Source organism: Paraburkholderia sp. Ac-20347 (assembly GCF_017104805.1).
Taxonomy (GTDB): domain Bacteria; phylum Pseudomonadota; class Gammaproteobacteria; order Burkholderiales; family Burkholderiaceae; genus Paraburkholderia; species Paraburkholderia tropica.
The window spans coordinates 1-26,267 of the sequence record NZ_JAAGPN010000085.1; the positions used below are offsets into that span (position 1 = coordinate 1).

At 66.4% G+C, this 26,267-nt stretch carries 19 protein-coding genes and 1 pseudogene; 11 read left to right on the plus strand and 9 right to left on the minus strand.

Annotated elements, in window-relative coordinates; genetic code table 11:
* Positions 1-486 (minus strand): annotated as a pseudogene (locus G3N97_RS17720) (5'-methylthioadenosine/adenosylhomocysteine nucleosidase); the annotation flags it as partial.
* A gap of 100 nt (positions 487-586) precedes the next feature.
* Positions 587-2,968 (minus strand): UvrD-helicase domain-containing protein, encoded by a 2,382-nt coding sequence (locus tag G3N97_RS17725; protein WP_205994414.1) that lies wholly within the window; start codon positions 2,966-2,968, stop codon positions 587-589.
* Positions 2,969-3,254: 286 nt separating this feature from the next.
* Between G3N97_RS17725 and G3N97_RS17730 the strand changes: the two genes are divergently transcribed.
* Complete coding sequence (locus G3N97_RS17730) at positions 3,255-6,122, plus strand: valine--tRNA ligase (protein WP_205994415.1); 2,868 nt, start codon at positions 3,255-3,257, stop codon at positions 6,120-6,122.
* Between the two features lie 65 nt (positions 6,123-6,187).
* Positions 6,188-7,069, plus strand: a complete 882-nt coding sequence (gene galU / locus G3N97_RS17735) for a UTP--glucose-1-phosphate uridylyltransferase GalU (protein WP_065065871.1) — start codon at positions 6,188-6,190, stop codon at positions 7,067-7,069.
* 82 nt (positions 7,070-7,151) lie between these two features.
* Here galU and G3N97_RS17740 read toward each other — a convergent pair whose 3' ends face one another.
* The 4 genes from G3N97_RS17740 to G3N97_RS17755 form a co-directional block, all read right to left on the minus strand.
* The gene (locus G3N97_RS17740; protein ID WP_205994432.1) at positions 7,152-7,379 is read right to left on the minus strand and encodes a sulfurtransferase TusA family protein; all 228 of its coding nucleotides are present in this window, start codon (positions 7,377-7,379) and stop codon (positions 7,152-7,154) included.
* A gap of 152 nt (positions 7,380-7,531) precedes the next feature.
* Positions 7,532-8,587 carry a Gfo/Idh/MocA family oxidoreductase gene (locus G3N97_RS17745; RefSeq protein ID WP_183717380.1) on the minus strand — a complete coding sequence of 352 codons (1,056 nt, stop codon included), beginning with the start codon at positions 8,585-8,587 and terminating at the stop codon, positions 7,532-7,534.
* A gap of 100 nt (positions 8,588-8,687) precedes the next feature.
* Positions 8,688-9,704 (minus strand): inositol 2-dehydrogenase, encoded by a 1,017-nt coding sequence (gene iolG, locus G3N97_RS17750; protein ID WP_205994416.1) that lies wholly within the window; start codon positions 9,702-9,704, stop codon positions 8,688-8,690.
* Positions 9,697-10,587 carry a MurR/RpiR family transcriptional regulator gene (locus G3N97_RS17755; protein WP_205994417.1) on the minus strand — a complete coding sequence of 297 codons (891 nt, stop codon included), beginning with the start codon at positions 10,585-10,587 and terminating at the stop codon, positions 9,697-9,699. The genes iolG and G3N97_RS17755 overlap by 8 nt, the downstream gene beginning before the upstream one ends.
* 246 nt (positions 10,588-10,833) lie before the next feature.
* On the opposite strand from G3N97_RS17755, the gene G3N97_RS17760 reads away from it, so the two are divergent.
* The 7 genes from G3N97_RS17760 (at position 10,834) to iolB (ending at position 19,902) form a co-directional block, all read left to right on the plus strand.
* Positions 10,834-11,895: a sugar ABC transporter substrate-binding protein gene (locus G3N97_RS17760; protein ID WP_205994418.1), complete on the plus strand. Its 1,062-nt coding sequence runs from the start codon at positions 10,834-10,836 to the stop codon at positions 11,893-11,895.
* A gap of 142 nt (positions 11,896-12,037) precedes the next feature.
* Positions 12,038-13,213 carry an ABC transporter permease gene (locus G3N97_RS17765; protein WP_205994419.1) on the plus strand — a complete coding sequence of 392 codons (1,176 nt, stop codon included), beginning with the start codon at positions 12,038-12,040 and terminating at the stop codon, positions 13,211-13,213.
* Between the two features lie 13 nt (positions 13,214-13,226).
* Positions 13,227-14,081, plus strand: a complete 855-nt coding sequence (locus tag G3N97_RS17770; RefSeq protein ID WP_241030651.1) for an ATP-binding cassette domain-containing protein — start codon at positions 13,227-13,229, stop codon at positions 14,079-14,081.
* A gap of 39 nt (positions 14,082-14,120) precedes the next feature.
* Positions 14,121-16,154 carry a 5-dehydro-2-deoxygluconokinase gene (gene iolC, locus G3N97_RS17775; protein ID WP_205994420.1) on the plus strand — a complete coding sequence of 678 codons (2,034 nt, stop codon included), beginning with the start codon at positions 14,121-14,123 and terminating at the stop codon, positions 16,152-16,154.
* The gene (gene iolD, locus G3N97_RS17780) at positions 16,151-18,145 is read left to right on the plus strand and encodes a 3D-(3,5/4)-trihydroxycyclohexane-1,2-dione acylhydrolase (decyclizing) (protein WP_205994421.1); all 1,995 of its coding nucleotides are present in this window, start codon (positions 16,151-16,153) and stop codon (positions 18,143-18,145) included. Before iolC ends, iolD begins: the two co-directional genes overlap by 4 nt.
* A 33-nt stretch (positions 18,146-18,178) precedes the next feature.
* Positions 18,179-19,102 carry a myo-inosose-2 dehydratase gene (iolE, locus tag G3N97_RS17785; protein ID WP_205994422.1) on the plus strand — a complete coding sequence of 308 codons (924 nt, stop codon included), beginning with the start codon at positions 18,179-18,181 and terminating at the stop codon, positions 19,100-19,102.
* The gene (gene iolB, locus G3N97_RS17790) at positions 19,099-19,902 is read left to right on the plus strand and encodes a 5-deoxy-glucuronate isomerase (protein WP_205994423.1); all 804 of its coding nucleotides are present in this window, start codon (positions 19,099-19,101) and stop codon (positions 19,900-19,902) included. The genes iolE and iolB overlap by 4 nt, the downstream gene beginning before the upstream one ends.
* Positions 19,903-19,989: 87 nt before the next feature.
* Here the strand turns inward: iolB and G3N97_RS17795 are convergent, their stop codons facing one another.
* The gene (locus G3N97_RS17795; protein WP_205994424.1) at positions 19,990-21,543 is read right to left on the minus strand and encodes a methyl-accepting chemotaxis protein; all 1,554 of its coding nucleotides are present in this window, start codon (positions 21,541-21,543) and stop codon (positions 19,990-19,992) included.
* 526 nt (positions 21,544-22,069) lie between these two features.
* A complete protein-coding gene (locus tag G3N97_RS17800) occupies positions 22,070-23,197 on the minus strand; it encodes an MBL fold metallo-hydrolase (protein ID WP_205994425.1) in 1,128 nt (375 codons plus the stop codon).
* A gap of 82 nt (positions 23,198-23,279) precedes the next feature.
* On the opposite strand from G3N97_RS17800, the gene G3N97_RS17805 reads away from it, so the two are divergent.
* Positions 23,280-23,936 carry a TetR/AcrR family transcriptional regulator gene (locus G3N97_RS17805; RefSeq protein WP_205994426.1) on the plus strand — a complete coding sequence of 219 codons (657 nt, stop codon included), beginning with the start codon at positions 23,280-23,282 and terminating at the stop codon, positions 23,934-23,936.
* A 16-nt stretch (positions 23,937-23,952) separates the two neighbouring features.
* Here G3N97_RS17805 and G3N97_RS17810 read toward each other — a convergent pair whose 3' ends face one another.
* Positions 23,953-25,191 carry an MFS transporter gene (locus G3N97_RS17810; RefSeq protein WP_205994427.1) on the minus strand — a complete coding sequence of 413 codons (1,239 nt, stop codon included), beginning with the start codon at positions 25,189-25,191 and terminating at the stop codon, positions 23,953-23,955.
* A gap of 104 nt (positions 25,192-25,295) precedes the next feature.
* On the opposite strand from G3N97_RS17810, the gene G3N97_RS17815 reads away from it, so the two are divergent.
* Positions 25,296-26,219 carry a LysR substrate-binding domain-containing protein gene (locus G3N97_RS17815; RefSeq protein WP_205994428.1) on the plus strand — a complete coding sequence of 308 codons (924 nt, stop codon included), beginning with the start codon at positions 25,296-25,298 and terminating at the stop codon, positions 26,217-26,219.
* The last annotated feature ends 48 nt before the right edge of the window (positions 26,220-26,267 follow it).

A 26,267-nucleotide genomic window follows, 5' to 3' on the forward strand; every position in this document is an offset into this window, starting at 1 on the left:
GCGCGGCAGCGCGGCGCCGAACTGCGCCGACAGCGCGTCGCCCTCTTCCGCGACGAAGCGCTCGCACGCGGCGGCCAGCGCATCGGCGAGCGCGCGGTCGGCGTCGAAACGCGAGCGCGCGAGCAGCGGAATCTCGTGACGCGGAAACAGCGGCTCGGCGTTCATGTCGTGCTGGAGCAGCGTTTCGCCGACCACCACGTCGCCCACATGCACGTTCTCGCCCACGCCGCCCGCCACGCCCGTAAACACGATGGCATCGACGTCGAACGCATGGATCAGCGCGCTCGTCGTGGCCGCCGCCGCCACCTTGCCGACGCGCGCCAGCGTGACGACGCACGGCGCGCCGTGCACCGTGCCGAGGTGGTAATCGCGCTTGCCGAAGGTGCGTGTGACGACGCCCGATTCGGCCTGCATGGCGGCGATCAGGTCGCCGAGTTCCTGGGGCAGCGCGGCGAGCACGCCGAGCGGACGGGAAGTGGTGTTCATCGTCGGAGGTTTCCGGAAAAGGCGTGATGGGCGTGCGCCGTGGCACGCCCTTTTTGTTTGCGCTGCGGCTTGCGCTGCTGCTTGCGCTTTGACCTGTCCGTCAGTCGACGGCCTGGAGCTTGGCCACCGCCAGCGCCAGCCACTTCTCGCCGTGGCGCTTGAAGCGGACTTGCGCCTTGGCGTCGGTGCCGCTGCCTTCGAGCGCGATGATCGCACCCTCGCCGAACTTGGTGTGGAACACCGCCTGGCCGACACGGAAACCCGACTCGGCGGCGCGCTGCTCGTTCGCGTAGGACGGCAGCGGCGTCTTGTCGGCCACGTAGGCGTCGCGATCGCGCGAGCCGCCGCCGCCATTGCCGCCGTTACCGTTGCCGCCGCGCGAGAACCAGTCGCGGCCCCAGCCCGCGTTATCCGAGCGGCCGCCCCAACGCGCGCCCGCCTCGACCTTCGGCGTGAGCCACTTGAGCGACTCCTGCGGCAGCTCGTCGAAGAAGCGCGAGCGCACGTTGTAGCGCGTCTGGCCGTGCAGCAGACGGCTCTGCGCGAACGAGATATACAGCCGCTCCTTCGCGCGCGTGATCGCCACGTACATCAGGCGGCGCTCTTCTTCGAGACCGTCGGCTTCCATCGCGCTGTTCTCGTGCGGGAACAGGCCCTCTTCGAGACCGGTGATGAACACCGCCGTGAATTCGAGGCCCTTCGCCGCGTGCACCGTCATCAGTTGAACGGCGTCCTGGCCCGCCTGCGCCTGGTTGTCGCCCGCTTCGAGCGACGCGTGCGAGAGGAAACCCGCGAGCGGCGTCATGACGTCGGGATTCTGCGCGGGATCGGTGATCGTGGCCGCGTCGAGCACTTCGATTTCGCCGTCCTCCGAGACGAGTTCCGGCGCCTTGCTCGCGCCCGGACGCAGCGGAATCGAGCGCGCCGGCGTGTCCATGCCGTAGCCCTCTTCGCTGACGAAGGCCGTGGCCGCCGTCACGAGTTCCTGCAAGTTCTCCAGCCGGTCCTGGCCTTCGCGCTCGTTCTGATAGAACTCGGCGAGACCGCTCATCCGCACCGTGTATTCGACGGTTTCCGGCAGGCTCATCTGCGCGGTTTCGGCGCGCATCTTCGCGACCAGATTGGCGAACGCGCCGAGGCTCGTGGCCGCCTTGCCCGTGACGTAGGGAATCGCCGCGGCCATCGAGCAGTTGTACAGACGCGCCGCGTCGGCCAGTTGCTCGATCGAGCGCGCGCCGATGCCGCGCGTCGGGAAATTCACGACGCGCGCGAAGGCGGTGTCGTCGTTCGGATTGTCGATCAGGCGCAGATACGCGAGCGCGTGCTTCACTTCCTGACGCTCGAAGAAGCGCAGGCCGCCATACACCTTGTACGGCACGCCGGCGTTCACGAGCGTGTGCTCGATCGTGCGCGACTGCGCGTTGCTGCGATACAGAATCGCGATTTCGTGACGCGCGAGCCCCTGATTGATGAGCGCGCGAATCTCCTCGACGATCCAGCCCGCTTCCTGCGAATCGGTGGCCGCCTCGTAGACGCGCACCGGCTCGCCATGCCCCGCGTCGGTGCGCAGATTCTTGCCCAGACGCCGCGAGTTATGCGAGATCAGATGGTTCGCCGCATCGAGAATATGGCCGTGCGAGCGGTAGTTCTGCTCCAGCTTGATCAGATGCTTGACGCGGAATTCCTCTTCGAAGTCGCGCATGTTGCCGACGTTCGCGCCGCGGAACGCGTAGATCGACTGGTCGTCGTCGCCGACCGCGAAGATCGCGTTGCCCGGGCCCGCGAGCAGCTTGAGCCACGCGTACTGGAGCTTGTTGGTGTCCTGGAACTCGTCGACGAGAATGTCGCGGAAACGGCTCTGGTAATGCGCGCGCAGCGGCGCGTTGTACGACAGCAGTTCGTAGCAGCGCAGCAGCAGTTCCGCGAAATCGACCACGCCTTCGCGCTGGCACTGCTGGTCGTAAGCCTCGTACAGCTCGACGAACTTGCGGTTGAAGTCGTCGGTGACGTCGACGTCCTTCGGACGCAGGCCCTGCTCCTTCGCGTTGTTGATGAAGTACTGGAGATTCTTCGCCGGGTACTTTTCGTCGTCGATGTTCAGGCCCTTCATCAGACGCTTGATGGCCGACAGCTGGTCGGCCGTATCGAGGATCTGGAAGGTCTGCGGGAGGCCCGCGTCGCGATAATGCGCGCGCAGCATGCGATTGCAGAGACCGTGGAAGGTGCCGATCCACATGCCGCGCGTGTCGATCGGCATCATGGCCTGCAGACGGCTCATCATTTCGCGCGCGGCCTTGTTCGTGAAGGTCACGGCGAGAATGGTCATCGGCGAGGCGAGACCCTGCTGGATCAGCCACGCGATGCGCGTGATGAGCACGCGCGTCTTGCCGCTGCCCGCCCCGGCCAGAATGAGCGCCGGTTCGTTTGGCAGCGTGACGGCGGCGTGTTGTTCGGGGTTCAGATTCGCGAGCAGTTCGGGCATGGAATAGCGAGGAGTGAGGCGCGCGCGGGGCGGCGCAACGGGAAAGCCGGACGACATTATAAATCCCGCCCGCCTGCGCTGCCGTGCGTGGACCGGTGCGTCAATCCGGGCCCGAATTCGGGCTCGAACGGATCGCTCGAATGAATCGCCGGGGCGCGCCCTTCACGGCGCTCAAGCGCGCCGCCGCCGCGTGCGCGCCATGCAAGCTCTCGACAGGACGGGGCGCGCGCGGCACTTCCCCTTATAATTGACCGTTTCCGCATCTCTTTTTCGGCAGATTCCACCCATGAGCGACAGCACGCTAGCGAAAAGCTTCGAGCCCCAGACCATCGAGGCCCAATGGGGCCCTGAGTGGGAGCGTCGAGGCTACGCGGCCGCGACCTTCAAGCCCGGCCGCAAGAACTTCTCGATCCAGTTGCCGCCGCCCAACGTCACCGGCACGCTGCACATGGGGCACGCGTTCAACCAGACGATCATGGACGGCCTCACGCGTTTTCACCGCATGCTCGGCGAAAACACGCTGTGGGTTCCCGGCACCGACCACGCGGGCATCGCCACGCAGATCGTGGTCGAGCGCCAGCTCGACGCGCAGAAGGTTTCGCGCCATGACCTCGGCCGCGAGAAGTTCGTCGAACGCGTATGGGAATGGAAGCAGCAGTCGGGCTCGACCATCACCGGCCAGGTGCGCCGCCTCGGCGCGTCGATCGACTGGTCGCGCGAATACTTCACGATGGACGACAAGATGTCGGCCGCCGTGCGCGACGTGTTCGTGCGCCTCTACGATCAGGGCCTGATCTATCGCGGCAAGCGCCTCGTGAACTGGGACCCGGTGCTGGGCACCGCCGTCTCCGACCTCGAAGTGGCGAGCGAAGAGGAAAACGGTCATCTGTGGCACATCCGCTATCCGCTCGCGGACGGCTCGGCCACGCTCACCGTCGCCACCACGCGTCCGGAAACCATGCTCGGCGACACGGCCGTGATGGTGCATCCGGAAGACGAGCGCTATGCGCATCTGATCGGCAAGATGGTCAAGCTGCCGCTGACCGACCGCGAAATCCCCGTGATCGCCGACGACTACGTCGACCGCGAATTCGGCACGGGCGTCGTGAAGGTCACGCCGGCGCACGACTTCAACGACTATCAGGTCGGCCAGCGTCACGGCCTGCCGATGATCGAGATCCTCACGCTCGAAGCGAAGATCAACGAGAACGCGCCGGAACACTACCGCGGTCTCGACCGTTTCGAGGCGCGCAAGCAGGTCGTCGCCGACCTGGAAGCGCTCGGCGCGCTCGAATCGGTGCAGCCGCACAAGCTGATGGTGCCGCGCGGCGACCGCACGGGCGTCGTGCTCGAACCGCTGCTCACCGACCAGTGGTTCGTGGCGATGACCAAGCCGGCGCCGGAAGGCACCTTCAACCCGGGCAAGTCGATCACCGAAACCGCGCTCGACGTGGTGCGCAACGGCCAGATCAAGTTCGTGCCGGAAAACTGGACGACCACGTACAACCAGTGGCTCGAAAACATCCAGGACTGGTGCATCTCGCGCCAGCTCTGGTGGGGCCATCAGATCCCGGCGTGGTACGGCGAGAACGGCGAAATCTTCGTCGCGAAGACCGAGGAAGAAGCCCGCGCGAAGGCCGACGCCAAGGGTTACACGGGCGCGCTCAAGCGTGACGAAGACGTGCTCGACACGTGGTTCTCGTCCGCGCTGGTGCCGTTCTCGTCGCTCGGCTGGCCGCAGGAAACGCCCGAACTGAAGGCCTTCCTGCCCTCTTCGGTGCTGGTCACGGGCTTCGACATCATCTTCTTCTGGGTGGCGCGCATGGTCATGATGACCACGCACTTCACCGGCCAGGTGCCGTTCGAGACGGTCTACGTGCACGGTCTCGTGCGTGACGCCGAAGGCCAGAAGATGTCGAAGAGCAAGGGCAACACGCTCGACCCGATCGACATCGTCGACGGCATCGACCTGGAAACGCTGGTCGCCAAGCGCACCACGGGCCTGATGAACCCGAAGCAGGCCGCGACCATCGAAAAGAAGACGCGCAAGGAATTCCCGGACGGCATCGCCGCCTACGGCACCGACGCGCTGCGCTTCACGATGGCGTCCATGGCCACGCTCGGCCGCAACGTCAACTTCGACCTGGCGCGCTGCGAGGGCTACCGCAACTTCTGCAACAAGCTCTGGAACGCCACGCGTTTCGTGCTGATGAACTGCGAAGGCCACGACTGCGGCTTCTCGAAGCCGGGCGACTGCCAGCCGGGCGATTGCGGCCCGGGCGGCTACACGGACTTCTCGCAGGCCGACCGCTGGATCGTCTCGCAGCTCCAGCGCACCGAAGCCGAAGTCGCGAAGGGTTTCGCCGACTATCGCTTCGACAATGTGGCCAATGCCATTTACAAGTTCGTTTGGGATGAATACTGTGACTGGTATCTGGAACTGGCGAAGGTGCAGATCCAGACCGGCACGCCCGAGCAGCAGCGCGCCACGCGCCGCACGCTGCTGCGTGTGCTGGAAACCGTGCTGCGCCTCGCGCATCCGGTGATTCCGTTCATCACCGAAGCGCTGTGGCAAAAGGTTGCGCCGTTGACCGACGCGTACCCGCAAGGGGCGGCGGAAGGCGAGGCATCGATCATGATGCAGCGCTACCCGCTCGCAGATTCGAAGAAGGTCGACGAAGCCGCCGAGCAATGGGCCGCCGACCTGAAGGCCGTGATCGACGCCTGCCGTAACCTGCGTGGCGAAATGAGCCTCTCGCCCGCGGTCAAGGTGCCGCTGCTGGCCACCGGCAACGCCGAACGCCTCGCCACGTTTGCGCCTTACGCGCAGGCGCTCGCGAAGCTTTCGGAGGTCCAGATCATCGCCGACGAGGCAGCGCTCGACGCCGCTTCGGCGGGCGCGCCGGTTGCTATCGTAGGAACGGACAAGCTCGTGCTGAAGGTGGAAATCGACGTCGCCGCGGAACGCGAACGGCTCTCGAAGGAAATCGCACGACTGTCCAATGAAGTGACGAAGTGCAACGCGAAGCTCGGTAATGAAAGTTTTGTCGCAAAAGCTCCGCCTGCCGTGGTTGAACAGGAGCAGAAACGACTGGCAGAATTCCAGGCCACGCTCGGCAAGCTGACCGCGCAACTCGCGCGCCTGCCTGCCTGATTCGGCTAAGGTGACGGATGGCGGCGCGCGGGCGGCGTCATCCCACCACGACCAGGACCATAGACATGCTAAAAGTAACGAAAGCGGTATTCCCGGTGGCGGGCCTCGGCACGCGCTTCCTTCCGGCAACGAAGGCCAGCCCGAAGGAAATGCTGCCGGTCGTCGACAAGCCGCTGATCCAGTACGCGGTCGAGGAAGCCGTCGCGGCGGGCATCACCGAAATGATCTTCGTGACCGGGCGCAGCAAGCGCGCGATCGAGGACCATTTCGACAAGTCGTATGAGATCGAAGCCGAACTCGAAGCGCGCGGCAAGGAAAAGCTGCTCGAACTGGTTCGCAACATCAAGCCGAACAACGTCGACTGCTTCTACGTGCGCCAGCCGGAAGCGCTCGGTCTCGGTCACGCCGTGCTGTGCGCGGAAAAGCTCGTGGGCGACAACCCGTTCGCCGTGATTCTCGCGGACGACCTGCTGTACGGCACGCCGCCCGTCATGCAGCAGATGGTCGAAGTGTTCGACCACTACCATAGCTCGGTGCTGGGCGTGGAAGAGATCCCGCCCTCGGAAACGCGCTCGTACGGCATAGTCGACGGCAAGGAGTGGGAAGACTCGATCGTCAAGCTGTCGGGCATCGTCGAAAAGCCGGCGCCCGAAGTCGCGCCGTCGAACCTCGGCGTCGTGGGCCGCTACGTGCTCAAGCCGCGCATTTTCGACCACCTCCGCTCGATCAAGCCGGGCGCGGGCGGCGAACTGCAACTGACCGACGCCATCCAGTCGCTGCTCGCCGACGAGCAGGTGCTGGCGTACAAGTATCACGGCACGCGTTTCGACTGCGGCAGCAAGCTCGGCTACCTGAAGGCGACCGTGGAATTCGCGCTGCGTCACCCGGAAGTGGGCGACGACTTCGCCGAATACCTGCGCACGCGCAACCCGGTGCTGGAAGGCTGATCCGCTTTCCGCCGGACAGAAAAAAGCCCGCAATCTCACGATTGCGGGCTTTTTTTATGCGCGTGAGCGGCGGCGCGCGAGTTTATCGCCGGCGCATCAGGAACACGAACGTCTTGTCCTGCTGCGTGGTCTCGACGATCTCGTTGCCGGTCTGCTTCGCGAACGCGGCGAAATCACGCTGCGAGCCGGGATCGGTCGCGAGCACCTTGAGAATCTGGCCGCTTTCCATGTCGGCGAGCGCCTTTTTGGCGCGCAGGATCGGCAGCGGGCAGTTCAGCCCGCGTGCATCCACTTCCTTGTGAACCTGAATCTGCATCGGGGTGCATCCTTCTGTGGCGCGCCGCCGAGGCTGCTCGCGGCGCTGGTACTCTGCTTGACGTGACGTCAGATAGCGGCGATTTTACCGCAGCAGCGCCCTGCTCCGCTCGCCCATGAACGCACGGCGGATGCACCCCGCACGGGTCAGAGCGTCACCGCCTGCCCCGTATGCAGCGATTCGCGCAGCGCGCAGCCGATGCGCGTCGCCTCCAGCGCGTCCTCCAGCGACGCGCCTTCGCCGGCATCGGCCGTGGCGCCGTTGAGCCGCGCGCGCACCGACGCCACGAACGCCTGCGCCTCGATCAGAAACGCTTCCTCGAAACGCTCGAAGAACGTCGGCGTGCATTCGCTGCGCACGCCGAGCGCGTCGTAGATCTCGACACGGTTGCTGCGCGGCACACGACCGATCGCCAGCGCGCCCGCGGTGCCGATCACCTCGCTCGACGTATCGTTGCCGTGCGCCATCGTGCGCGAGGCGTAGAACATCGCGAGCTTGCCGCCTTCGAATTCGCAGATCGCGACGCCGTTGTCGACGTCGCCGAAATCGCGCAGACCGTCGTGCAGCGCGATCGCGCCCGCCGCATAGACGCGCGTGGCGCGCGGCTTGCCGAGCAGCCAGCGCGCGACGTCGATATCGTGCACCGTGCAGTCGAGAAAAATGCCGCCCGAGGTGGGCGCGAAACGCACGAAAAAGCCATCGGGATCGTTGAGATCGCAGTTCTGCGAGCGCACCAGAAACGGCTTGCCGATCTTGCCCGCGCGCACCTTGTCGAAGGCGTCGTGATAGCTCGGATCGAACCGGCGCATGAAGCCGATCATGACCTGCTGGCCCGCATGGCGGCGCGCCTCGTCGACCACGCGCTCGCATTCCGCGACGTCGAGCGAGAGCGGCTTTTCGCAGAATACGTGCTTGCCCGCGCGCAACGCGTCGACGATCTGCTGCGCATGCAGCGACGACGGCGTGACCAGCCAGACCGCGTCGATTTCGCTATCGGCGAGCAGTTGCGCGTAGTCGCCGTAGAGCCGTGTCGCGGGCAGCGTGTCACGCGCCCATGCGAGGTCGTCGTCGAGCGGACTGCACGCCGCCGCCAGCACCGCGCCCGGCACGCGGTACGCGAGATTGAGCGCATGCCGCCGCCCGAGCCGCCCCAGTCCCACCACGCCCACGCGCAACGGCCGGGCACGTTCGTTTGCCTGCATAGTCCGCCTCCAGAATATTATTTCGCAATCCTTGCTATTCGGGCGACGCCGCGAACCGCTCGCGACGTCCCTCACACTGCATCGATGCTTCGTGAACGCGTCAAGCGCCCACTTTCACCACGCGCCCTTCGCGCCACGACAGCGCCGCCGCTTCCGCGAGTTCCAGCGCCTTGAGACCGTCGGCGACCGACGTGCGCACCGGTTTGCCCTGCGTGACCGCTTCGTGGAAGTGCGCCATTTCGCTCGCATACGCGGCGCGATAACGCTCGAGGAAAAACGCCTCGGGCACGTCCTGCGCCACCGAGGTCTTCGACCACGCGACCACTTCGGTCGGCTTCATGTTGCCGGCCTGCAGCATGCCCGCGCTGCCGAGCACCTCGAAGCGCTGGTCGTAGCCATAGGCCGCGCGCCGCGCCGTATTGATCTGGCAAAGGCGGCCGCGCTTCGTGCGGATCGTCACGGCCGTCGAGTCGATATCGCCCGCTTCCGCGATGGCCGGATCGGAGAGACAACTGCCCGTGGCGTGCACGGTGTCGGCTTCGTCGTCGAGAATCCAGCGGAAGATGTCGAAGTCGTGAATCAGCATGTCCTTGAAGATGCCGCCCGAATGCTTGATGTACTCCACGGGCGGCGCGCCCGGATCGCGGCTCGTCACCACCAGCATTTCCGGCGTGCCGATTTCACCCGCGTCGAGGCGCTGCTTGAGCGCGGCGAAAGTCGGATCGTAGCGGCGCTGAAAGCCGATCATCGCGACCACGCCCGCGCGCGCCACGGCGTCGGCGCATTCGCGCGCGCGGCCAATCGCGAGATCGACGGGCTTTTCGCAGAAGATATGCTTGCCCGCCGCCGCCGACCGCATGATCAGCTCCGAGTGCGTATCGGTCGACGAGCAGATCACCGTCGCGCCGATCGACGCATCGCCGAACGCTTCGTCGATACCGGCCACCTGCGCGCCGTGCTGCGCCGCGAGCGCCTGAGCCGCCTCGCGGTTCACGTCGATCACGTACCTCAGGCGCACGCCGGGCTGGCGCGCGAGATTCGCCGCGTGAATGCGGCCGATGCGTCCCGCGCCGAAAACCGCTACGTCCAGCGCCTGGCCTGCTGCTCCACTAGTCATCGTATCCTCCGGTGTCGGTCGATTCTTCTACGTTGAGTTCGAGCCGGTACGCAAGCGCCACGAACAGCGCCTGGCACAGACAAAACGTGCTGGTCAGCGAGCGGAACGCGAACGCGCTCCCCTCCTTCACATAGAGTTGCGCATCCGCGTGACGCGCGAGCGGCGACAGCTGGCTGTCGGTGATCACGAGCGTCTTCGCCTGATGCTGCTGCGCCACGCGCAGGCAGTACTGCGTTTCCTTGCCGTACGGCGCGAAGCTGATGGCGATCACCACGTCGCCCTTCTTCACGCTGCGGATCTGCTCGTGATACATGCCGCCGAGTCCCGAAACGAGGTGCACGCGCTTGCGCGTGTGCTGCAGCGCATAAACGATGTAGCTCGCCACCGCGAACGAGCGGCGCACGCCGATCACGTAGATGTTGTCGGCGTGTTCGAGCATGCGCACGGCGGCGTCGAACTGCGCGTCGTCGAGACCCGCTTCGAGTTCGTCCAGCCCGCTGCGGCACGCGCCGATGAACTCGCGCGCCACCGTGCCGCCGAGCGCCGGATCGGTCTTGCCGTCCTTCTCGTCGATCAGCTGGCGAATGCGCTGCTGATAGCTCGTGGGCGAGCCGCCCTGGCCCGCATACGCCTGACGAAACACCGCCTGCAGATCGGAGAAACCCGAAAAGCCGAAGCGCTGCGCGAAGCGCACCACCGCCGAAGGATGCACGCCGCAGCTCGCGGCGATGTCGCTCGTGCGGTCCATCATCACGCTCGCGCGGTTCTGTTCGATGTAAGTCGCGACGTTCTTCAACTGTCGCGGCAGCGCTTCGTAATCGTGCGCGATGCGCTGCATCAATTCGTCGACGCCTGCTACGGCGTCGCTTGTCTCGTCGGCCATGATCGTTTTTTCCCCTGGCTTGCCGCAGTGCCGCAAAACCCTTGCTGGGCGGGCGTTTGAGGGCAAGCCGACGGAGCCGATTATAGGCACGCGCGCTCATGAATGGAACAGATTTTCCATTTTTATTTGCAATGAAATTTCTGTTGCAAGCGCTGTGACGATCGCCTAATCTTGTCCATGAGCAACGTGAAGAGACGCACCGCGCTCACCTCAAAAACGAACGACAGACCGAGAAAGGTGGAGACAATGACGCAACGCAAGGGCAAGACCATGCTCAGACGGTTGGCCGCGGCGCTCGCGCTGGCAGCGGGACTGGGCGGCTTGAGCGGACTGGGTGCGCAGACGGCGCAGGCCGCCGACGCGCACTTCGTGCTGATCAGCCACGCGCCGGATTCGGACTCGTGGTGGAACGTGATCAAGAACGCCATCAAGCAGGCCGACGAGGACTTCAACGTCGAGACCGACTACCGCAATCCGCCCAACGGCGACATCGCCGACATGGCGCGTCTGATCGAACAGGCTGCGGCGCGCAATTACGACGGCGTCATCACCACCATCGCCGACTTCGACGTGCTCAAAAGCTCCATCGGCAAGGTCACGGCCAAGAAGATTCCGCTCGTGACGATCAACTCGGGCACCGAGGAACAAAGCGAGCAACTCGGCGCGATCATGCACGTGGGCCAGCCCGAATACGTGGCGGGCCACGCCGCCGGCGAAAAGGCCAAGGCCGCGGGCGTGAAGTCGTTCCTGTGCGTGAACCACATCGCCACCAATACGGTTTCGTTCGACCGCTGCCGCGGCTTCGCGGAGGCCATCGGCGTCGACTACAAGACCTCGACGATCGACTCGGGCCAGGACCCGACGGAAATCCAGTCGAAGGTCAGCGCGTATCTGCGCAACCATCCGAACACGGGCGCGATCCTCACGCTCGGTCCGGTGCCGGCCGCCGCCACGCTCAAGGCGGTCCAGCAGATGGGCCTCGCGGGCAAGATCTACTTCTGCACCTTCGACTTCTCGGATGACATCGCCAAGGCGATCCGTGCGGGCACGATCCAGTTCGCCATCGACCAGCAGCCGTATCTGCAGGGCTACATTCCCGTGGCCGTGCTGGCGATCGTGAAGAAGGACCACACGACCGATCCGGCGAAGATCCGCCAGATCCTCGAAGCGAATCCGAAGTTCAAGCAGCGCCTCGACACCTACGGCCTGCAACCGTCCTATGGCCCGAAGAACATCCGCTCGGGTCCGGGCTTCATCACCAAGGAGAATCTGGACAAGGTTGTGAAGTACGCGGGTCAGTACCGCTGATCCGTCACGTCATTTCGTCAGCCACGCGCGGCGGCGGTTCGCTACACGCGACACCGACTCGCCTCTCGCCAGCCTCGCCGCGCGTCATTCACCGGGCCAGTCACGCCATCACGGCACATAGGTCCGGGACACAGGAGACATCATGGGTGTAGCCGGCAAACACTTTCCCTCGCATGCACCGGACGACGCGCAAGATCCGCGCGCGCCCCAGCCCGCTCAGGCGAGCGCCTCGCATGGCGATGAACGCGTGCGCCGCGAATCGTGGTTCGGCCATCTGCTCGGCCGCCCCGAATTCGCCGCGATTTCCGGCACCGTGCTCGTGTTCGCCGTGTTCGCGATCGGCGCGGGCGGCTCCGGCATGTTCGACCTCGACGGCGTGATGAACTGGTCGCAGGTCGCCGCTTATTTAGGCATCCTTTCCGTTGGCGCGTGTCTGCTGATGATCGCGGGCGAGTTCGATCTCTCGATCGGTTCGATGATCGGCTTCGCGGGCATGATGGTGGCGATTCCCACCATGTACTTCCACTGGCCCATCGCGCTGTCGATCGTCTTCGCGTTCGTGGGCTGCACCGCGCTCGGCGCGCTCAACGGCTACCTCGTGATGCGCACGCGGCTGCCTTCGTTCATCGTCACGCTCGCGTTCCTGTTCATCCTGCGCGGCCTCACGCTCGCGCTCTCGATCATGTTCGCCGATCGCACCATCGTCTCGGGCGTGGGCGACGTCGCGAAAGCCGACCCCATCACCAACCTGCTCTTTCACGGCACCGCGTTCAAAGGCCTGTTCGTGGCGCTCACGCATATCGGCATCGGCAAGATGCTCGACAGCGGCCAGCCGCTCGTGCCCGGCGTGCCGAAGGTCATTCTCTGGTGGTTCGCGCTCGTGATCGTCGGCGCATTCGTGCTGGCCAAGACGCGTTACGGCAACTGGATTCTCGCCGTGGGCGGCGACTCGAACGCCGCGAAGAACGTGGGCGTGCCGGTCAAGCGCGTCAAGATTTCGCTGTTCATGCTGACCGCGTTCTGCTCGTGCCTGTTCGCGGTGCTGCAGGTGTGCGATATCGGCTCGGCCGCCGCCGACCGCGGTCTGCAAAAGGAATTCGAAGCGATCATCGCCGCGGTCATCGGCGGCACGCTGCTCACCGGCGGTTACGGCTCGGTGATCGGCGCGGCGTTCGGCGCGTTGATCTTCGGTGTGGTGCAGATCGGCATTACCTACACGAACATCGACTCGGACTGGTTCCGCGTGTTCCTCGGCATGATGCTGCTGATCGCCGTGCTCTTCAATCACTACGTGCGCCGCCGCGTCGCGCAATCGTAACGGGAGGCTCACCATGTCCGAATCACAAGACTTCGCACCAGCGGGCGCGCAAAACGCGCAAGCGGCGCAGGCCGCCGCGCCCGGCAGCGACACGATTCTCGCACTCGAAAACGTCAGCAAGTACTTCGGCAAGGTCATCGCGCTCAACGGCGTCACGCTGCGCCTCAAACGCGGCGAAGTGCACTGCCTGCTCGGCGACAACGGCGCGGGCAAGTCCACGCTCATCAAGACGCTCGCCGGCGTGCACGCGCCCACCGACGGCCAGTATTTCGTCGACGGCAAGCCCGTGCGCTTCGAGTCGCCGAAGGACGCGCTCGACCTCGGCATCGCCACCGTGTATCAGGACCTCGCGCTGGTGCCGCTGCTGTCCGTCGCGCGCAACTTCTTCATGGGCCGCGAGCCGCAGAAAAAGCTGTTTGGTTTCATCAACGTGATGGATCTCGATTCGAGCGCGCAGATCGCCAAGGACCGGCTCTCGGAGATGGGCATCCACGTGCGCGATCCGCATCAGGCCATCGGCACGATGTCGGGCGGCGAACGCCAGTGTCTCGCGATCGCGCGCGCCATTCACTTCGGCGCCCGCGTGCTGATTCTCGACGAACCGACCGCCGCGCTCGGCGTGAAGCAGAGCTTCAACGTGCTCAAGCTGATTCACGCAGCGCGCGCGAAAGGCATCTCGGTGATCTTCATCACGCACAACGTGCATCACGCCTACCCCATCGGCGACTCGTTCACGCTGCTCAATCGCGGCCGCTCGCTCGGCACCTACACGAAAGACACGATCAGCAAGAACGAAGTGCTCGACATGATGGCCGGCGGCGCCGAAATGCAGAAGATGATCGCCGAACTCGACGGCGCCACCATCTGAGCAGGCCCGCGTCCCGCACCGAACTCATCAGGAATGCTCATGGCTATCATCCCCACCAACCCGACCCGCACCACGCCGAGCCGTTTCGCGCCGGGCCGCAGCCGCGACATCGTGTGTCTGGGCCGGCTGGGCGTCGATCTCTACGCGCAGCAGGTCGGCGCGCGGCTCGAAGACGTGTCCACGTTCGCCAAGTATCTGGGCGGCTCGTCCGCGAACATCGCGTTCGGCTGCGCGCGCCTCGGCCTGCAGTCGGCGATGCTCACGCGCGTCGGCGACGACCACATGGGCCGCTTTCTCACCGAAACGCTCGCGAAGGAAGGCTGCGATACGAGCCATATCCGCATCGATCCGGACCGCCTCACCGCGCTCGTGCTGCTGGGCATCAAGGACCGCGACACGTTCCCGCTGATCTTCTACCGCGAGAACTGCGCCGACATGGCCGTCGATCCCGCCGACTTCGACGAAGCGTTCATCGCTTCCGCGAAAGCGCTGCTGATCACCGGCACGCACTTCTCCACCGAACAGGTGAACCGCACGAGCCTCGCCGCGCTCGACTACGCGCGCCGCAACAACGTGCGCACGGTGCTCGACATCGATTATCGTCCGGTGCTCTGGGGTCTCACGGGCAAGGCCGACGGCGAGACGCGCTTCGTCGCCAGCGCGGGGGTGAGCGAGCATCTGCAGCGCATTCTGCCGAACTTCGATCTCGTGATCGGCACCGAGGAAGAGTTCCGCATCGCGGGCGGCAAGGAAGCGCTCGTCGATGCGCTCAAGCGCGTGCGTGAGGTCACGTCCGCGACGCTGCTGGTCAAGCGCGGGCCGCTCGGCTGCCAGATCGTCGAAGGCGCGGTGCCCGATTCGCTCGACGACGTGCCGATGCAGCGCGGCGTCGAAGTCGAAGTGCTCAACGTGCTCGGCGCGGGCGACGCGTTCGCCTCGGGCTTTCTCTCGGGCTGGCTGCGCGACGCGCCGCTCGAAGACTGCGCGCGCGCCGCGAATGCGTGCGGCGCGCTGGTCGTTTCGCGCCACGGCTGCGCGCCCGCCATGCCCACGCCCGCCGAGCTCGACTACTTCCTGAGCGAAGCGCAAGCCGACCCCGTGCGCATGCGCCGCCCCGACCGCGACGCGACGCTCGCGCGCCTGCATCGCGTCACGCCCGCGCGCAAGCATCACGACGAAGTGCTCGGCTTCGCCTTCGATCATCGCAATCAGTTCTTCGATCTCGCGCAGCAAACGGGCGCGGACGAATCACGCATTGCGCATCTGAAGAATCTCTATGTGGAAGCGGTCGCGCAAACCGAAAGCGCGCTCGGCCTGCAGGGCAAGATCGGCGTGCTGATCGACGACCGCTACGGTCAGGACGCGCTCAACGCCGCGACGGGCCGCGACTGGTGGATCGGCCGCCCGGTCGAGTTGCCGGGTTCCGTGCCGCTCGTGTTCGATCACGGCCGCTCGATCGGCACCACGCTCGCGAGCTGGCCCATCGGCCATACCGTGAAGTGCCTCGTGCAGTTCCATCCCGACGAACCGATCGAGCAGCGTCTCGAACAGGAAGCGCAATTGCGCGCGCTCTACGACGCCGTGCAGGCGAGCGGCCACGAACTGCTGCTCGAAGTGATTCCGCCGAAACTCGACGGCAAACCGAATGCGCCCGGCACGATCGCGCGCGCGCTCAAGCGGCTCTACAACATCGGGCTCTATCCCGAGTGGTGGAAGCTCGAACCGCTGGACGCGGCGCAATGGCGCGAGGTCGACGCGCTGATCGCCGAGCGCGATCCGCATTGCCGCGGCGTGGTGCTGCTCGGTCTCTCCGCGCCGATGGATCAATTGATGAGCGGCTTCAAGGCGGCAGCGGCCTCGCAAACCTGCCGCGGCTTCACGGTCGGCCGCACGATTTTCTACGAGCCGAGCTACGCGTGGCTCAAGGGCGATATCGACGACAAGACGGTGATCGCACGCGTGCGCACGGCGTTCGAAACGCTGATCGCCGCGTGGCGCGAGGCGCGTGCCGAAGCGCAGACCGCGCAGCCTTCGCCGGCTCATCAAGCCGCGCGCGAGGAGAAAGCAGCATGAATCAACGCATCGCTCCGATCTCGCACGCCGCGCAGGAAAGCTCGACGAGCGTCGCGCAGCATCCGCAAAACGCCACCGTGCGCCTGACCGCCGCGCAAGCGGTCGTGCGCTGGCTCGCGGCGCAACGCGTGGCCTGCGTGGACGGCTCGGGCCGCACCGAACCGCTGTTCGGCGGCGTGTTCGCGATCTTCGGCCACGGCAACGTCGCGGGCCTTGGCGAAGCGCTCTATCAATATCGCCACGAATTGCCGACGCTGCGCGCGCACAACGAGCAGGCGATGGCTCACAGCGCGATTGCCTATGCGAAGGCGCATTTCCGCCGCCGCATGATGGCCGTGACGACCTCGATCGGCCCCGGCGCGACGAACCTCGTCACCGCTGCCGCGCTCGCGCACGTGAACCGTCTGCCGCTGCTGCTGCTGCCCGGCGATATCTTCGTGTCGCGCGAACCCGATCCGGTGCTGCAACAGATCGAGGATCAGCAGGACGGCGGCCTCTCCGCGAACGACGCGCTGAAGCCGGTCTCGCGTTACTTCGATCGCATCGTGCATCCGGCGCAATTGCTGAGCGCGTTGCCGCGCGCGCTGCGCGTGCTGACCGACGCCGCGCAGTGCGGCCCCGTCACGCTCGCGCTGCCGCAGGACGTGCAGGCCATGGCGTGGGATTACCCGGCCAGCTTCTTCACGCCGCGTCTCGTGAACTTCCATGCGCCCGCGCCCATCGCGAGTGAAATCGACGCGGCGCTCGCGCAGTTGAGCCGCGCGCGCCAGCCGCTGATCGTCGCGGGCGGCGGCGTGCTCTATGCGCGCGCGTCGGACGCGCTGCGTGCGTTCGCCGCCGCGCGCGGCATTCCCGTCGCCGAAACCCAGGCGGGCAAAGGCGCGCTCGCGTGGGACGATCCGCTCAACGCAGGCGCGATCGGCGTGACCGGCTCGCCCGCCGCCAATGCGCTCGCGCGCGACGCCGATTGCATCCTTGCCGTCGGCACGCGCCTGCAGGACTTCACGACGGGCTCGAACACGCTGTTCGCGCACGCGAGCATCGTCAGCATCAACGCGAACGGTTTCGACACGCTCAAGCTCGACGCAATCGCCGTGCAAGCCGACGCGAAGCTCGCGATCGCCGCGCTCGATGCGCAACTGAACACGCAGCTCGACGGCTGGCGCGCCGACGCCGCGTGGACCGCGCAAGCCAGGCGTCTCGCCGATGCCTGGCGCGCGAGCGTCACGGCGCTCACGCACGCGCAGCAGGCACCCGACACCCTGCCCTACGACGCCGATGTGATCGGCGCCGTGCAGCGCTCGTCCCCTCGCTCGGATACCGACGATATCGTCGTGTGCGCGGCGGGCACGCTGCCGGCCGAACTGCACAAGCTCTGGCGCGCGGGACGCCCCGGCGCGTATCACGTCGAATACGGCTACTCGTGCATGGGCTACGAGATCGCGGGCGGTCTCGGCGCGAAGCTCGCGCGGCCCGAGCGCGAAGTCATCGTGATGGTCGGCGACGGCAGCTATCTGATGATGAACAGCGAGATCGCCACCTCGGTGATGCTGGGCGCGAAGCTCATCATCGTCGTGCTCGACAATCGCGGTTATGGCTGCATCAATCGTCTGCAACAGGCGTGTGGCGGCGCGCCCTTCAACAACCTGTTCGACGATTGCGCGCAAGGTCCGCTCGGCGCGCCGCAGATCGACTTCGCCGCGCATGCGCGCGCGCTCGGCGCAGAGGCCGAGCACGTCGCGAACGTGGCCGAACTGGACGCCGCGATGCACCGCGCGCGCGCGGCGACGCGCACGTATCTCGTGTGCATCGACACCGATCCGGCGCGCACCACCGAGGAAGGCGGCTGGTGGTGGGAAGTGGCGGTGCCGGAAGTGTCGCCGCGCGCGGCGGTGCGCGAGGCGCGCGAGCGCTACGTGCAGCAGACCGCGGAACGTCACGCGCACGCATCGCACGCGTCAGACCACGACGCCCCCAAAAACCAGGCATGAAGCACCCGACGCTCCACAGATCGAGGAACGCACATGAGCGCATTTGAAGTACGCATCGGCATCAATCCGCTGTCGTGGATGAACGACGACCTGCCTTCGCTCGGCGGCGAGACGCCGCTTTCCACGGCGCTGACCGAAGGCCGCGAGATCGGCTACGAGGGCTTCGAACTCGGCAACAAGTTTCCGCGCGAACCGCAGGCGCTCAAGACGCTGCTCGCGCAATACGATTTGTCGCTGGTGTCGGGCTGGTACTCGGGCATGCTCGCGAAGCGCAGCGTGGAAGAGGAAATCGCCGCCGTGGATCGCCATCTCGATCTGCTCGCGCAGAACGGCGCGACGGTGATGGTCTATGGCGAGGTCGCCGACTCGATTCAGGGCGCGCCGCGACCGCTCTATCAGCGTCCGCGTTTTTTCAGCGAGCAACAGTGGGACGCATACGCGGAGCGCGTCGACGCCTTTGCGCGGCATACGCTTTCGCGCGGCGTGCGGCTTGCGTATCACCATCACATGGGCGCGTACGTGGAAACGCCCGCCGACGTCGACAAGCTGATGGCGCGCACGAGCGACGCCGTGGGCCTGCTGTTCGACGCGGGCCATATCACCTTCGCGGGCGGCGATCCGGTCACGGAACTCGACAAGCACATCGCACGCGTGTGCCACGTGCATTGCAAGGACGTGCGCCACGCCGTCGTGAAGCTCGCGCGCAATCGCAACTGGAGTTTTCTCGATGCGGTGCTCGCGGGCGCGTTCTCGGTGCCGGGCGACGGCGCCGTGGATTTCGCGTCGATCATCGCGAAGCTCAAGCAGCACGGTTATCGCGGCTGGCTCGTCGTGGAAGCCGAACAGGATCCCGTGATCGCGCCGTCTTATGCCTATGCGCAGAAGGGCTATCGCACGCTGCGATCGCTGGTCGATTCGGATACCGAAACACTTTCCAGAACGAAGGAGGCAGCATGAGCCTGCTCGTGAAAGCCGCGCGCGAAGGCCAGACGATCGCGCGCGTCACGCCCGCCAGCGCGGGCTGGCGCTATGTCGGTTTCGCCGCGTACCGGCTCGGCAAGGATGAACTTGTCTATGTACACGAGATCGACCGCGAGAGCTGCATCGTCGTGCTCTCGGGCGCGGTGGATATCGAAGCCAACGGTCAGCGCTATTCGAGCCTCGGCTCGCGCGACAGCGTATTCGAGGACGCCGCGCCGGTCGCGCTCTACGTGCCACCGGGCGTGAAAGCCACCGTGCGCGCCACGCGCGACGCCGAAGTGGGCGTCGCGAGCGCGCCCGCGAAAGGCACGCTGCCCGTGCGCCTGATCGAGTCTGCGCAGATGAAGCGTTCGACGCGCGGCAAGAGCGCGAATACACGTTACGTCTGCGATATTCTTCCGCAGACCGAGCCTGCCGAATCACTGCTCGTGGTGGAAGTGCGCACGCCGTCGGGGCATTCGTCGAGCTATCCGCCGCACAAGCACGACGCCGATCGCCTGCCGCAGGAAAGCGCGCTCGAAGAGACGTACTACCATCGCCTGAATCCGCAGCAAGGCTTCGCGTTCCAGCGCGTCTACACCGACGCGCGCGATCTCGACGAAACGCTCGCCGTGGAAGATCACGACGTCGTGATGGTGCCGCGCGGCTATCATCCGGTGGTCGTGCCGTACGGTTATGACTCGTACTATCTGAACGTGATGGCGGGCCCCACGCGCGAATGGCACTTCCATAACGATCCCGCGCACGAATGGATCATCGAGCGCGACGCAAAGTAGACACGAAGCAGACGCGTCACGATGCAAAACGCCGCGTAAAACGCGGCGTTTTCTTTTCCCCTTACGCGATCGCTCGCGGACGATCCGTCACGCCAGATGGAACTTGCTGACCAGCCGCTTGAGCACCTTCGCCTGATCGTCGAGCGACTGCGCCGCGGCCGTCGCTTCCTCCACGAGCGCCGCGTTCTGCTGCGTGCCCGAATCCATCTGCGTGACCGCGCGGCTGATCTCCTCGATGCCCGCGCGCTGCTCGCTGGACGCCGCCGAAATCTCGCCGATGATGTCGTTCACGCGGCGCACCGCTTTCACGACTTCGTCCATCGTGTTGCCCGCGTCGGTGGCGAGCGTCGATCCGTTCGCCACGCGCTCGACCGAGGCGCTGATCAGCGTCTTGATCTCCTTGGCCGCCGTCGCACTGCGCTGCGCGAGCGTGCGCACCTCGCCCGCGACCACCGCGAAACCGCGGCCCTGCTCACCCGCGCGCGCGGCTTCGACCGCCGCGTTCAGCGCGAGGATGTTGGTCTGGAACGCGATGCCCTCGATCACCGAAATGATCTGCGCGACCTGTTCCGAGCTTTGCGAGATGTCGCGCATCGTATCGACGACGCGGCCCACCACTTCGCCGCCGCGCGTCGCCGTGCTCGACGCCTGGCCCGCGAGCGTGTTGCCCTGGGTGGCGTTGTCGGCGTTCTGCTTCACGGTCGCCGTGAGCTCTTCCATGCTCGCGGCCGTTTCTTCGAGCGACGCCGCCTGCTCCTCGGTGCGCTGGCTCAGATCGGTGTTGCCCGCCGCGATCTGCGCGGCCGCCGTCGCGATGCCTTCGCTGCCGGTGCGCACGCGGCCCACCAGATCGACGAGACGCTCGTTCATGTGACGCAGCGCCGAGAGCAACTGGCTCGCCTCGTCGTTGCCCGTGACCTCGATGCGCGCCGTGAGATCGCCGCGCGCCACCGTTTCCGCCACGCTGACCGCACGCGCGAGCGGCGCCGTGATCGAGCGCGTGATGAACAGCGCGATGACGACGCCCAGCGCGATCGCCAGCGCGACCAGCCCGAGCGTCCAGGCGAACGCGCCCGCATACGCCGACTTCGCGCGCGCGACTTCGGCCTCGGCGCCTTGCTGGTTGAGCTTGATGTCGTCGTTGATCAGCGACTGCGCCGTGGCGAAGGATTTCGCGGATGCGCCGGACGCCAGCACGCGCGCCTCGGCGGCGCGGGAATCGCCCGCGTCGGCCAGCACCTGCAACTGCTTGTCGTTGTCGAGATAGGCCGTCCACGCGGCGTTGATCTCGTCGTAGAAACGGCGCTCGTCGGCCGACGAAATCAGCTTCGAATACGCGTCGAGCGTCGAGGCGAAATCGGTGATGAATTGCGCGTGCTGCGTGCGCAGCGTGTCCTTGTCGGCCGCGTCGACCGCGAGCAGCGAGCGCAGCGAGGTCCGGCGCACGTCGTCGGCGACGGAGCGCAGCCGGCCCAGCGTCTGCACGCTCGGCAGCCAGTCGTCGCCGAGTGCGCGCGTGCCGTCATAGATGCGCGAAGCCTGGAGGAGTCCGATGCCGCCGACGGCACCGAGAAGAAGCAGTACGACCACGAAGCCCGCCGAAAGACGCGGGCCGATTTTCAGATGAGAGAGAAATGACATAAGGAGCCGATTGGGTGACCGACTGTATTTCGACTCTCTTTGGCAATAATTAAGCCTTCGTTGCAAAAATAACAAAAAGCAAACGATCGGCTTTCAGCTAAGGCGCGGATTCTGGCCCTGAAAATCGGCGGGGTTGCGTCGCAATGAGCCGCGAAGAGGGGCAATGCGGCGCAATGAGACGCACGGTCAAGTCCGCGCGCGGGCATCCACTAAGCTCCTGAGGCCCTGCGCCCTTGGCGCGGGGAGCCAGAACGGGGGACGCTTCGGCGTTCGCGCCCAGGCGTTGCGAAGGCGGACCGACACGTCCGCGCCGGCCAGACAGGGGGGCCGGCGCGGCGGATGCGGGCCGCCGCGCATGCTGAGCGTTGCGCGTCACGATAAACCACCGAGGGCCTTGACCGGCGAGCCGCAGCGGCTCGACCGGCGACCGCGCAGCCTCACGGCCGCCGCCCAGGCGGCGCGAGCGCGTCGGGGCGTCCTCCCTGTTCACGCCCGCCGTGGTTTGCGCGGGCGGCCATCCTGCCTTTTACGAGTTGGCGTCGCCGGCCGCGCGGCACGGCCAGACGCGCGAGCGCGGCTTCGTCGCCGCGGCTTGCTCGGCCACCTCGCGCCACCAGCGCTCGCCGCGCTGCGGATCGGCGAGATCCAGACGCTCGCCCATGCGCGGCGTCGCCAGCATCACGCTGCGCGCGGCCGCCAGCCCCATCACGCGTTCGAACGGTTCCTGCCAGCGATGCATCGCGAGGTCGAACGTGCCGTTGTGGATCGGCACGAGGCAGCGCCCGCGCACGTCCAGATGCGCCTGCACGGTTTCCTCGGGTTGCATGTGGACGTACGGCCACTGCGGGTCGTACGCGCCGGTTTCGATCAGCGTGACGTCGAACGGCCCCATGCGCTCGCCGATCTCGCGGAAACCGTCGAAATAACCCGTGTCGCCGCTGAAAAACACGCGCAGATCGTCGGTCGCGATCGACCACGAGCACCACAGCGTGCTGTTGCCGTCGAACAGGCTGCGCCCCGAAAAGTGCTGCGCGGGCGTCGACGTGAAGGTCACGCCCGCGATGCTCGCGCTTTGCCACCAGTCGAACTGGCGCACCTTCGCCGCGTCGATGCCCCACTCGATCAGCCGGTCGCCCACGCCCAGCGGCGTGAGGAACACGCCCGTGCTCGCGGCGAGCGCGAGCACGGTTTCGCGGTCGAGATGGTCGTAGTGATCGTGCGAGAGGATCACGCCGCGCAACGGCGGCAGGTCGGCCAGCGCGATCGGCGGCGCGTGAAAGCGCTTCGGGCCGAGCCGCTTGAAGGGCGACGCGCGCTCGCCGAACACCGGATCGGTCAGCCAGAATTCGCCGCGCAGCTTCATCAGCATCGTGGAGTGGCCGAGACGCCAGAGGCTGCCGTCGGGCGCGGCGAGCAGATCGGCGCGACTCAGGGCGTCGACGGGCAGCGCCGCCGACGGCACCGTGCCGCCCGGCTTGCGAAACAGCACGTTCCAGATGATGCGCAGACTCTTCACGAGGCCTTCCTGCGGACGCGGACGCACATTGCGAAAGCGCGCGCCGTCGTGCTGCGTGGAGCCGTTCGCGAGCGTGCGCGAACGCTTCGCGGCGGCGAAGCCGAGCGTGCGGCCGAGAAAATCGGGGATCGAAGCCATGTCGGCGTCCTGAAGACAAAAGTAGACTGGCTAGTGTAGTTTATTCGGGAGAAAAGTAAACTGTCCGGTGTAAAATTCCCTCATGAGCACCGCCGACACCCCACAACGCCTGACCGACCGGAAACGCGCCGCCGTCCTGGAAGCGGCCATCGAGGAATTTCTCGCCGCCGGCTACGACGCCACCAGCATGGACCGCATCGCCGCGCGCGCGAGCGTGTCGAAGCGCACCGTCTACAACCATTTTCCGAGCAAGGAAGCGCTGTTCGCGGCCATCCTGCATCGGCTCTGGGACGCCGCGCTGACGGGCGCCGCGCCCGCCTATCGCGCCGACGCGCCGTTGCGCGCGCAACTGCTCGAACTGTTGCAGCGCAAGCTGCGGCTGATGGGCGACGCGTCGTTTCTCGCGCTCGTGCGCGTGGCGCTCGCGGCGGGCATTCACTCGCCGGAACGCGCGCGGGACATGGTCGCGCGCATCGGCGAGCGCGAGGAGGACGTGACGATCTGGATACGCGCGGCGGCCGCCGATGCGCGTCTGGGCAACGCGGACGGCGCGCCCTTCGATCCGCTGTTCGCCGCGCATCAATTGCATGCGCTGGTGAAGGGTTTCGCGTTCTGGCCGCAGGTGACGATGGGGCAGCCGACGCTCAGCGCGGCCGAGCAGGATCACGTCGCGCAAAGCGCCGCCGATATGTTTCTCGCGCGCTATGCGCGCCCGGCGGGTTCGTCGGGGACGAAGTAACGCACGCGTTTATTGTTTATCGCCCATCGAGCACGGCGGGCATGCGCTTCTCCATCACGCGAGCGCGCGCGGGATCGCGCCAGAAGCGCCACGCGAGCCAGCCCGCGATCGCCTGCGCCACCATCACGAACGCCACGCAGCCCGCCCAGCCCCACTGTCGCCACGCGGATGCCGGCAGGATGGAGCCGAGACTGCCGCCCAGGTAGTAGCACGACAGATACACGCCGATGGCCGTCGAACGCGCGGCGCCCGCCGTCTGCGAAATGAAGGCGTTCGCGGCGGCCTGCTCGACGAACACGGCCGTGGAACCGAGCGCGAGACCGCAGAGGATCGGCAGCAAACCGTGCGCGAGCGTGAGTCCCGCGGCGGGCAGCGCGAGCAGTGCCGCGTAGAGCGCGAGTTCACGCGGCGAGCGATGGCGCGCGAAGCGGCCCGCGAGCGGCGTGACCACCACGGCGAGCAGGAACACGGCGTAGAGCGCGCCGATCTGCACCGTGCCGAAGCTGTACGGCGGTTGCGCGAGGCGCAAGCCCACGAACGTGAACGTCGCGACCTGCGAGGCGAGGACGCAGGCGCCGAAGCCAAACGCGGCCAGCAGCGGACGGCGCGTGAGCAAGGCGAGGCGCGAGGGCGCGTGGCGTGTATCGCGTGCTTCGACCTGACTGTTCACGCCGGGTCTCGCACGCGCACTGACCGCCACGCGCGGCAAGCACAGATAAATCGCCACGCCCGCGCCCAGGCTCAACAGCGCCACGATATCGAGCGCGTAACGCCAGCCGAGCACCGACGCGCACGCATTGGTGATAAAGCGCCCCGCAAAGCCGCCGAGCGTGGTGCCGGCGACGAACAGCGCGCTCACTTCCGCCGACTGCTCGCGCGTGAACAGCTCGCCGATGAAGGCCACCGAGATCGCGAACACGAACGGCATCAGCATGCCCACCGCGAAACGCGCGGCCAGAAACGACGCGAAGCTGCCCGCATGCGCGACCCACAAGGCAGGCAGCACGGACAACGACGCCGCGAGCGCGATCACCGTCCGGCGCGCGAACGGCGCGGCTAAGGTGCCGACGAAAGGCGCGATAATGGCGACGGCCAGCGTGGTGGCGCTCACGCCCTGTCCTGCGCGCTCCGCGCTCACGCCGAAGGTGGCGGCGAGTTCGCGCAGAATGCCCTGGGTCGCGTAGAGATTGAGAAACGCCGCGCAGCCGCAGAGAAAAAACGCCGCGCGCAAAGACTTGTCATGCTGGCCATTCATGGACGACGATCGCTCCCGCCTGATTCAGAGAGCAATCAGTCTCGCAATCCCGCGCCGCGCGCGCCAATACCGAATCCGTCGCGATTGATACCGGAAAAATCAGCATGCTCGACCTGCGCCGCCTGCGCTACTTCGTGACCGTCGCCGACGAACTGCATTTCGGACGCGCCGCCGAGCGCCTCCATATCGCCCAGCCGCCGCTCACGCGGCACATCGCATCGCTCGAAAACGAGCTGGGCATCCGTCTGTTCGAGCGCTCCACGCGCGCGGTCACGCTCACGCCGGAGGGCGCGCAATTTCTCGCGCACGCGCGTCAGGTGATCGAGGCCGCCGAGCAGGCGGAAGTGTCGGCGCAGCGGCTCGCACATGGCACGGCGGGACGGCTGGCGATCGGCTATACGAGTTCGATTCCGATGTCGCCCACGTTCAGTGCCATCGTGCGCGGCTTCAGCCGCGAGGCGCCCGACGTGGCGCTCACGTTTCGCGAAGTGGCCGGCACGGCACAGCCCCGGCAGATCGAAACAGGCGTGCTCGACATTGCGTTCGGCTGGGCCGCGTCCGATCACGCCGACAATGCCGCTCACACCGATCAAGCCGATGGCGCCATCGCGCAATTGACGGTGGCGCGCGAGCCGATGGTCGCCGCCGTGGCCGCGAACAGCGAGTACGCCGCGTGCGCGGCCGTCACGTTCGAGGCGCTCGCGCACGAAAGTTTTATCGCGTGGCCGCCGGGTCAGGGCTCGGTGCTCAACACGGCGCTGCATCGGCTTTGCGCGCAGGCGGGCGTCGAGCCGCGTCTCGGTCCGCGCGCGAGCCAGGTCGCCGCGCTCGTGGCGCTGGTGGCGGCGGGCCAGGGCGTCGCCATCGTGCCTGCGTTCGCGGCATCGTTGAAGATGGCCGATGTGGCCTACGTGCCCTTGATCGACGCACCCGTGCTCGACCAGATCATCGCGTGGCGCACACACGATCCTTCGCGTTGCGCGCTGCGTTTTGCGGCATTCGCGCGCGCGGCGGCAACGGCGGGTTGATCGCCGGGCTGTCGAATCTCCATCATTATTTCGTGATCCATATTATTT

Bases quoted from the DNA above. Each gene is read 5' to 3' on its own strand.
- galU (WP_065065871.1), top strand. From the start codon at position 6,188: ATGCTAAAAGTAACGAAAGCGGTATTCCCGGTGGCGGGCCTCGGCACG.
- G3N97_RS17760 (WP_205994418.1), top strand. From the start codon at position 10,834: ATGACGCAACGCAAGGGCAAGACCATGCTCAGACGGTTGGCCGCGGCG.
- G3N97_RS17815 (WP_205994428.1), top strand. From the start codon at position 25,296: ATGCTCGACCTGCGCCGCCTGCGCTACTTCGTGACCGTCGCCGACGAA.
- iolB (WP_205994423.1), top strand. From the start codon at position 19,099: ATGAGCCTGCTCGTGAAAGCCGCGCGCGAAGGCCAGACGATCGCGCGC.
- iolG (WP_205994416.1), bottom strand. From the start codon at position 9,704: ATGACTAGTGGAGCAGCAGGCCAGGCGCTGGACGTAGCGGTTTTCGGC.
- iolD (WP_205994421.1), top strand. From the start codon at position 16,151: ATGAATCAACGCATCGCTCCGATCTCGCACGCCGCGCAGGAAAGCTCG.
- iolE (WP_205994422.1), top strand. From the start codon at position 18,179: ATGAGCGCATTTGAAGTACGCATCGGCATCAATCCGCTGTCGTGGATG.
- G3N97_RS17805 (WP_205994426.1), top strand. From the start codon at position 23,280: ATGAGCACCGCCGACACCCCACAACGCCTGACCGACCGGAAACGCGCC.
- G3N97_RS17730 (WP_205994415.1), top strand. From the start codon at position 3,255: ATGAGCGACAGCACGCTAGCGAAAAGCTTCGAGCCCCAGACCATCGAG.
- iolC (WP_205994420.1), top strand. From the start codon at position 14,121: ATGGCTATCATCCCCACCAACCCGACCCGCACCACGCCGAGCCGTTTC.
- G3N97_RS17745 (WP_183717380.1), bottom strand. From the start codon at position 8,587: ATGCAGGCAAACGAACGTGCCCGGCCGTTGCGCGTGGGCGTGGTGGGA.
- G3N97_RS17800 (WP_205994425.1), bottom strand. From the start codon at position 23,197: ATGGCTTCGATCCCCGATTTTCTCGGCCGCACGCTCGGCTTCGCCGCC.
- G3N97_RS17810 (WP_205994427.1), bottom strand. From the start codon at position 25,191: ATGAATGGCCAGCATGACAAGTCTTTGCGCGCGGCGTTTTTTCTCTGC.
- G3N97_RS17770 (WP_241030651.1), top strand. From the start codon at position 13,227: ATGTCCGAATCACAAGACTTCGCACCAGCGGGCGCGCAAAACGCGCAA.
- G3N97_RS17725 (WP_205994414.1), bottom strand. From the start codon at position 2,968: ATGCCCGAACTGCTCGCGAATCTGAACCCCGAACAACACGCCGCCGTC.
- G3N97_RS17795 (WP_205994424.1), bottom strand. From the start codon at position 21,543: ATGTCATTTCTCTCTCATCTGAAAATCGGCCCGCGTCTTTCGGCGGGC.
- G3N97_RS17765 (WP_205994419.1), top strand. From the start codon at position 12,038: ATGGGTGTAGCCGGCAAACACTTTCCCTCGCATGCACCGGACGACGCG.
- G3N97_RS17755 (WP_205994417.1), bottom strand. From the start codon at position 10,587: ATGGCCGACGAGACAAGCGACGCCGTAGCAGGCGTCGACGAATTGATG.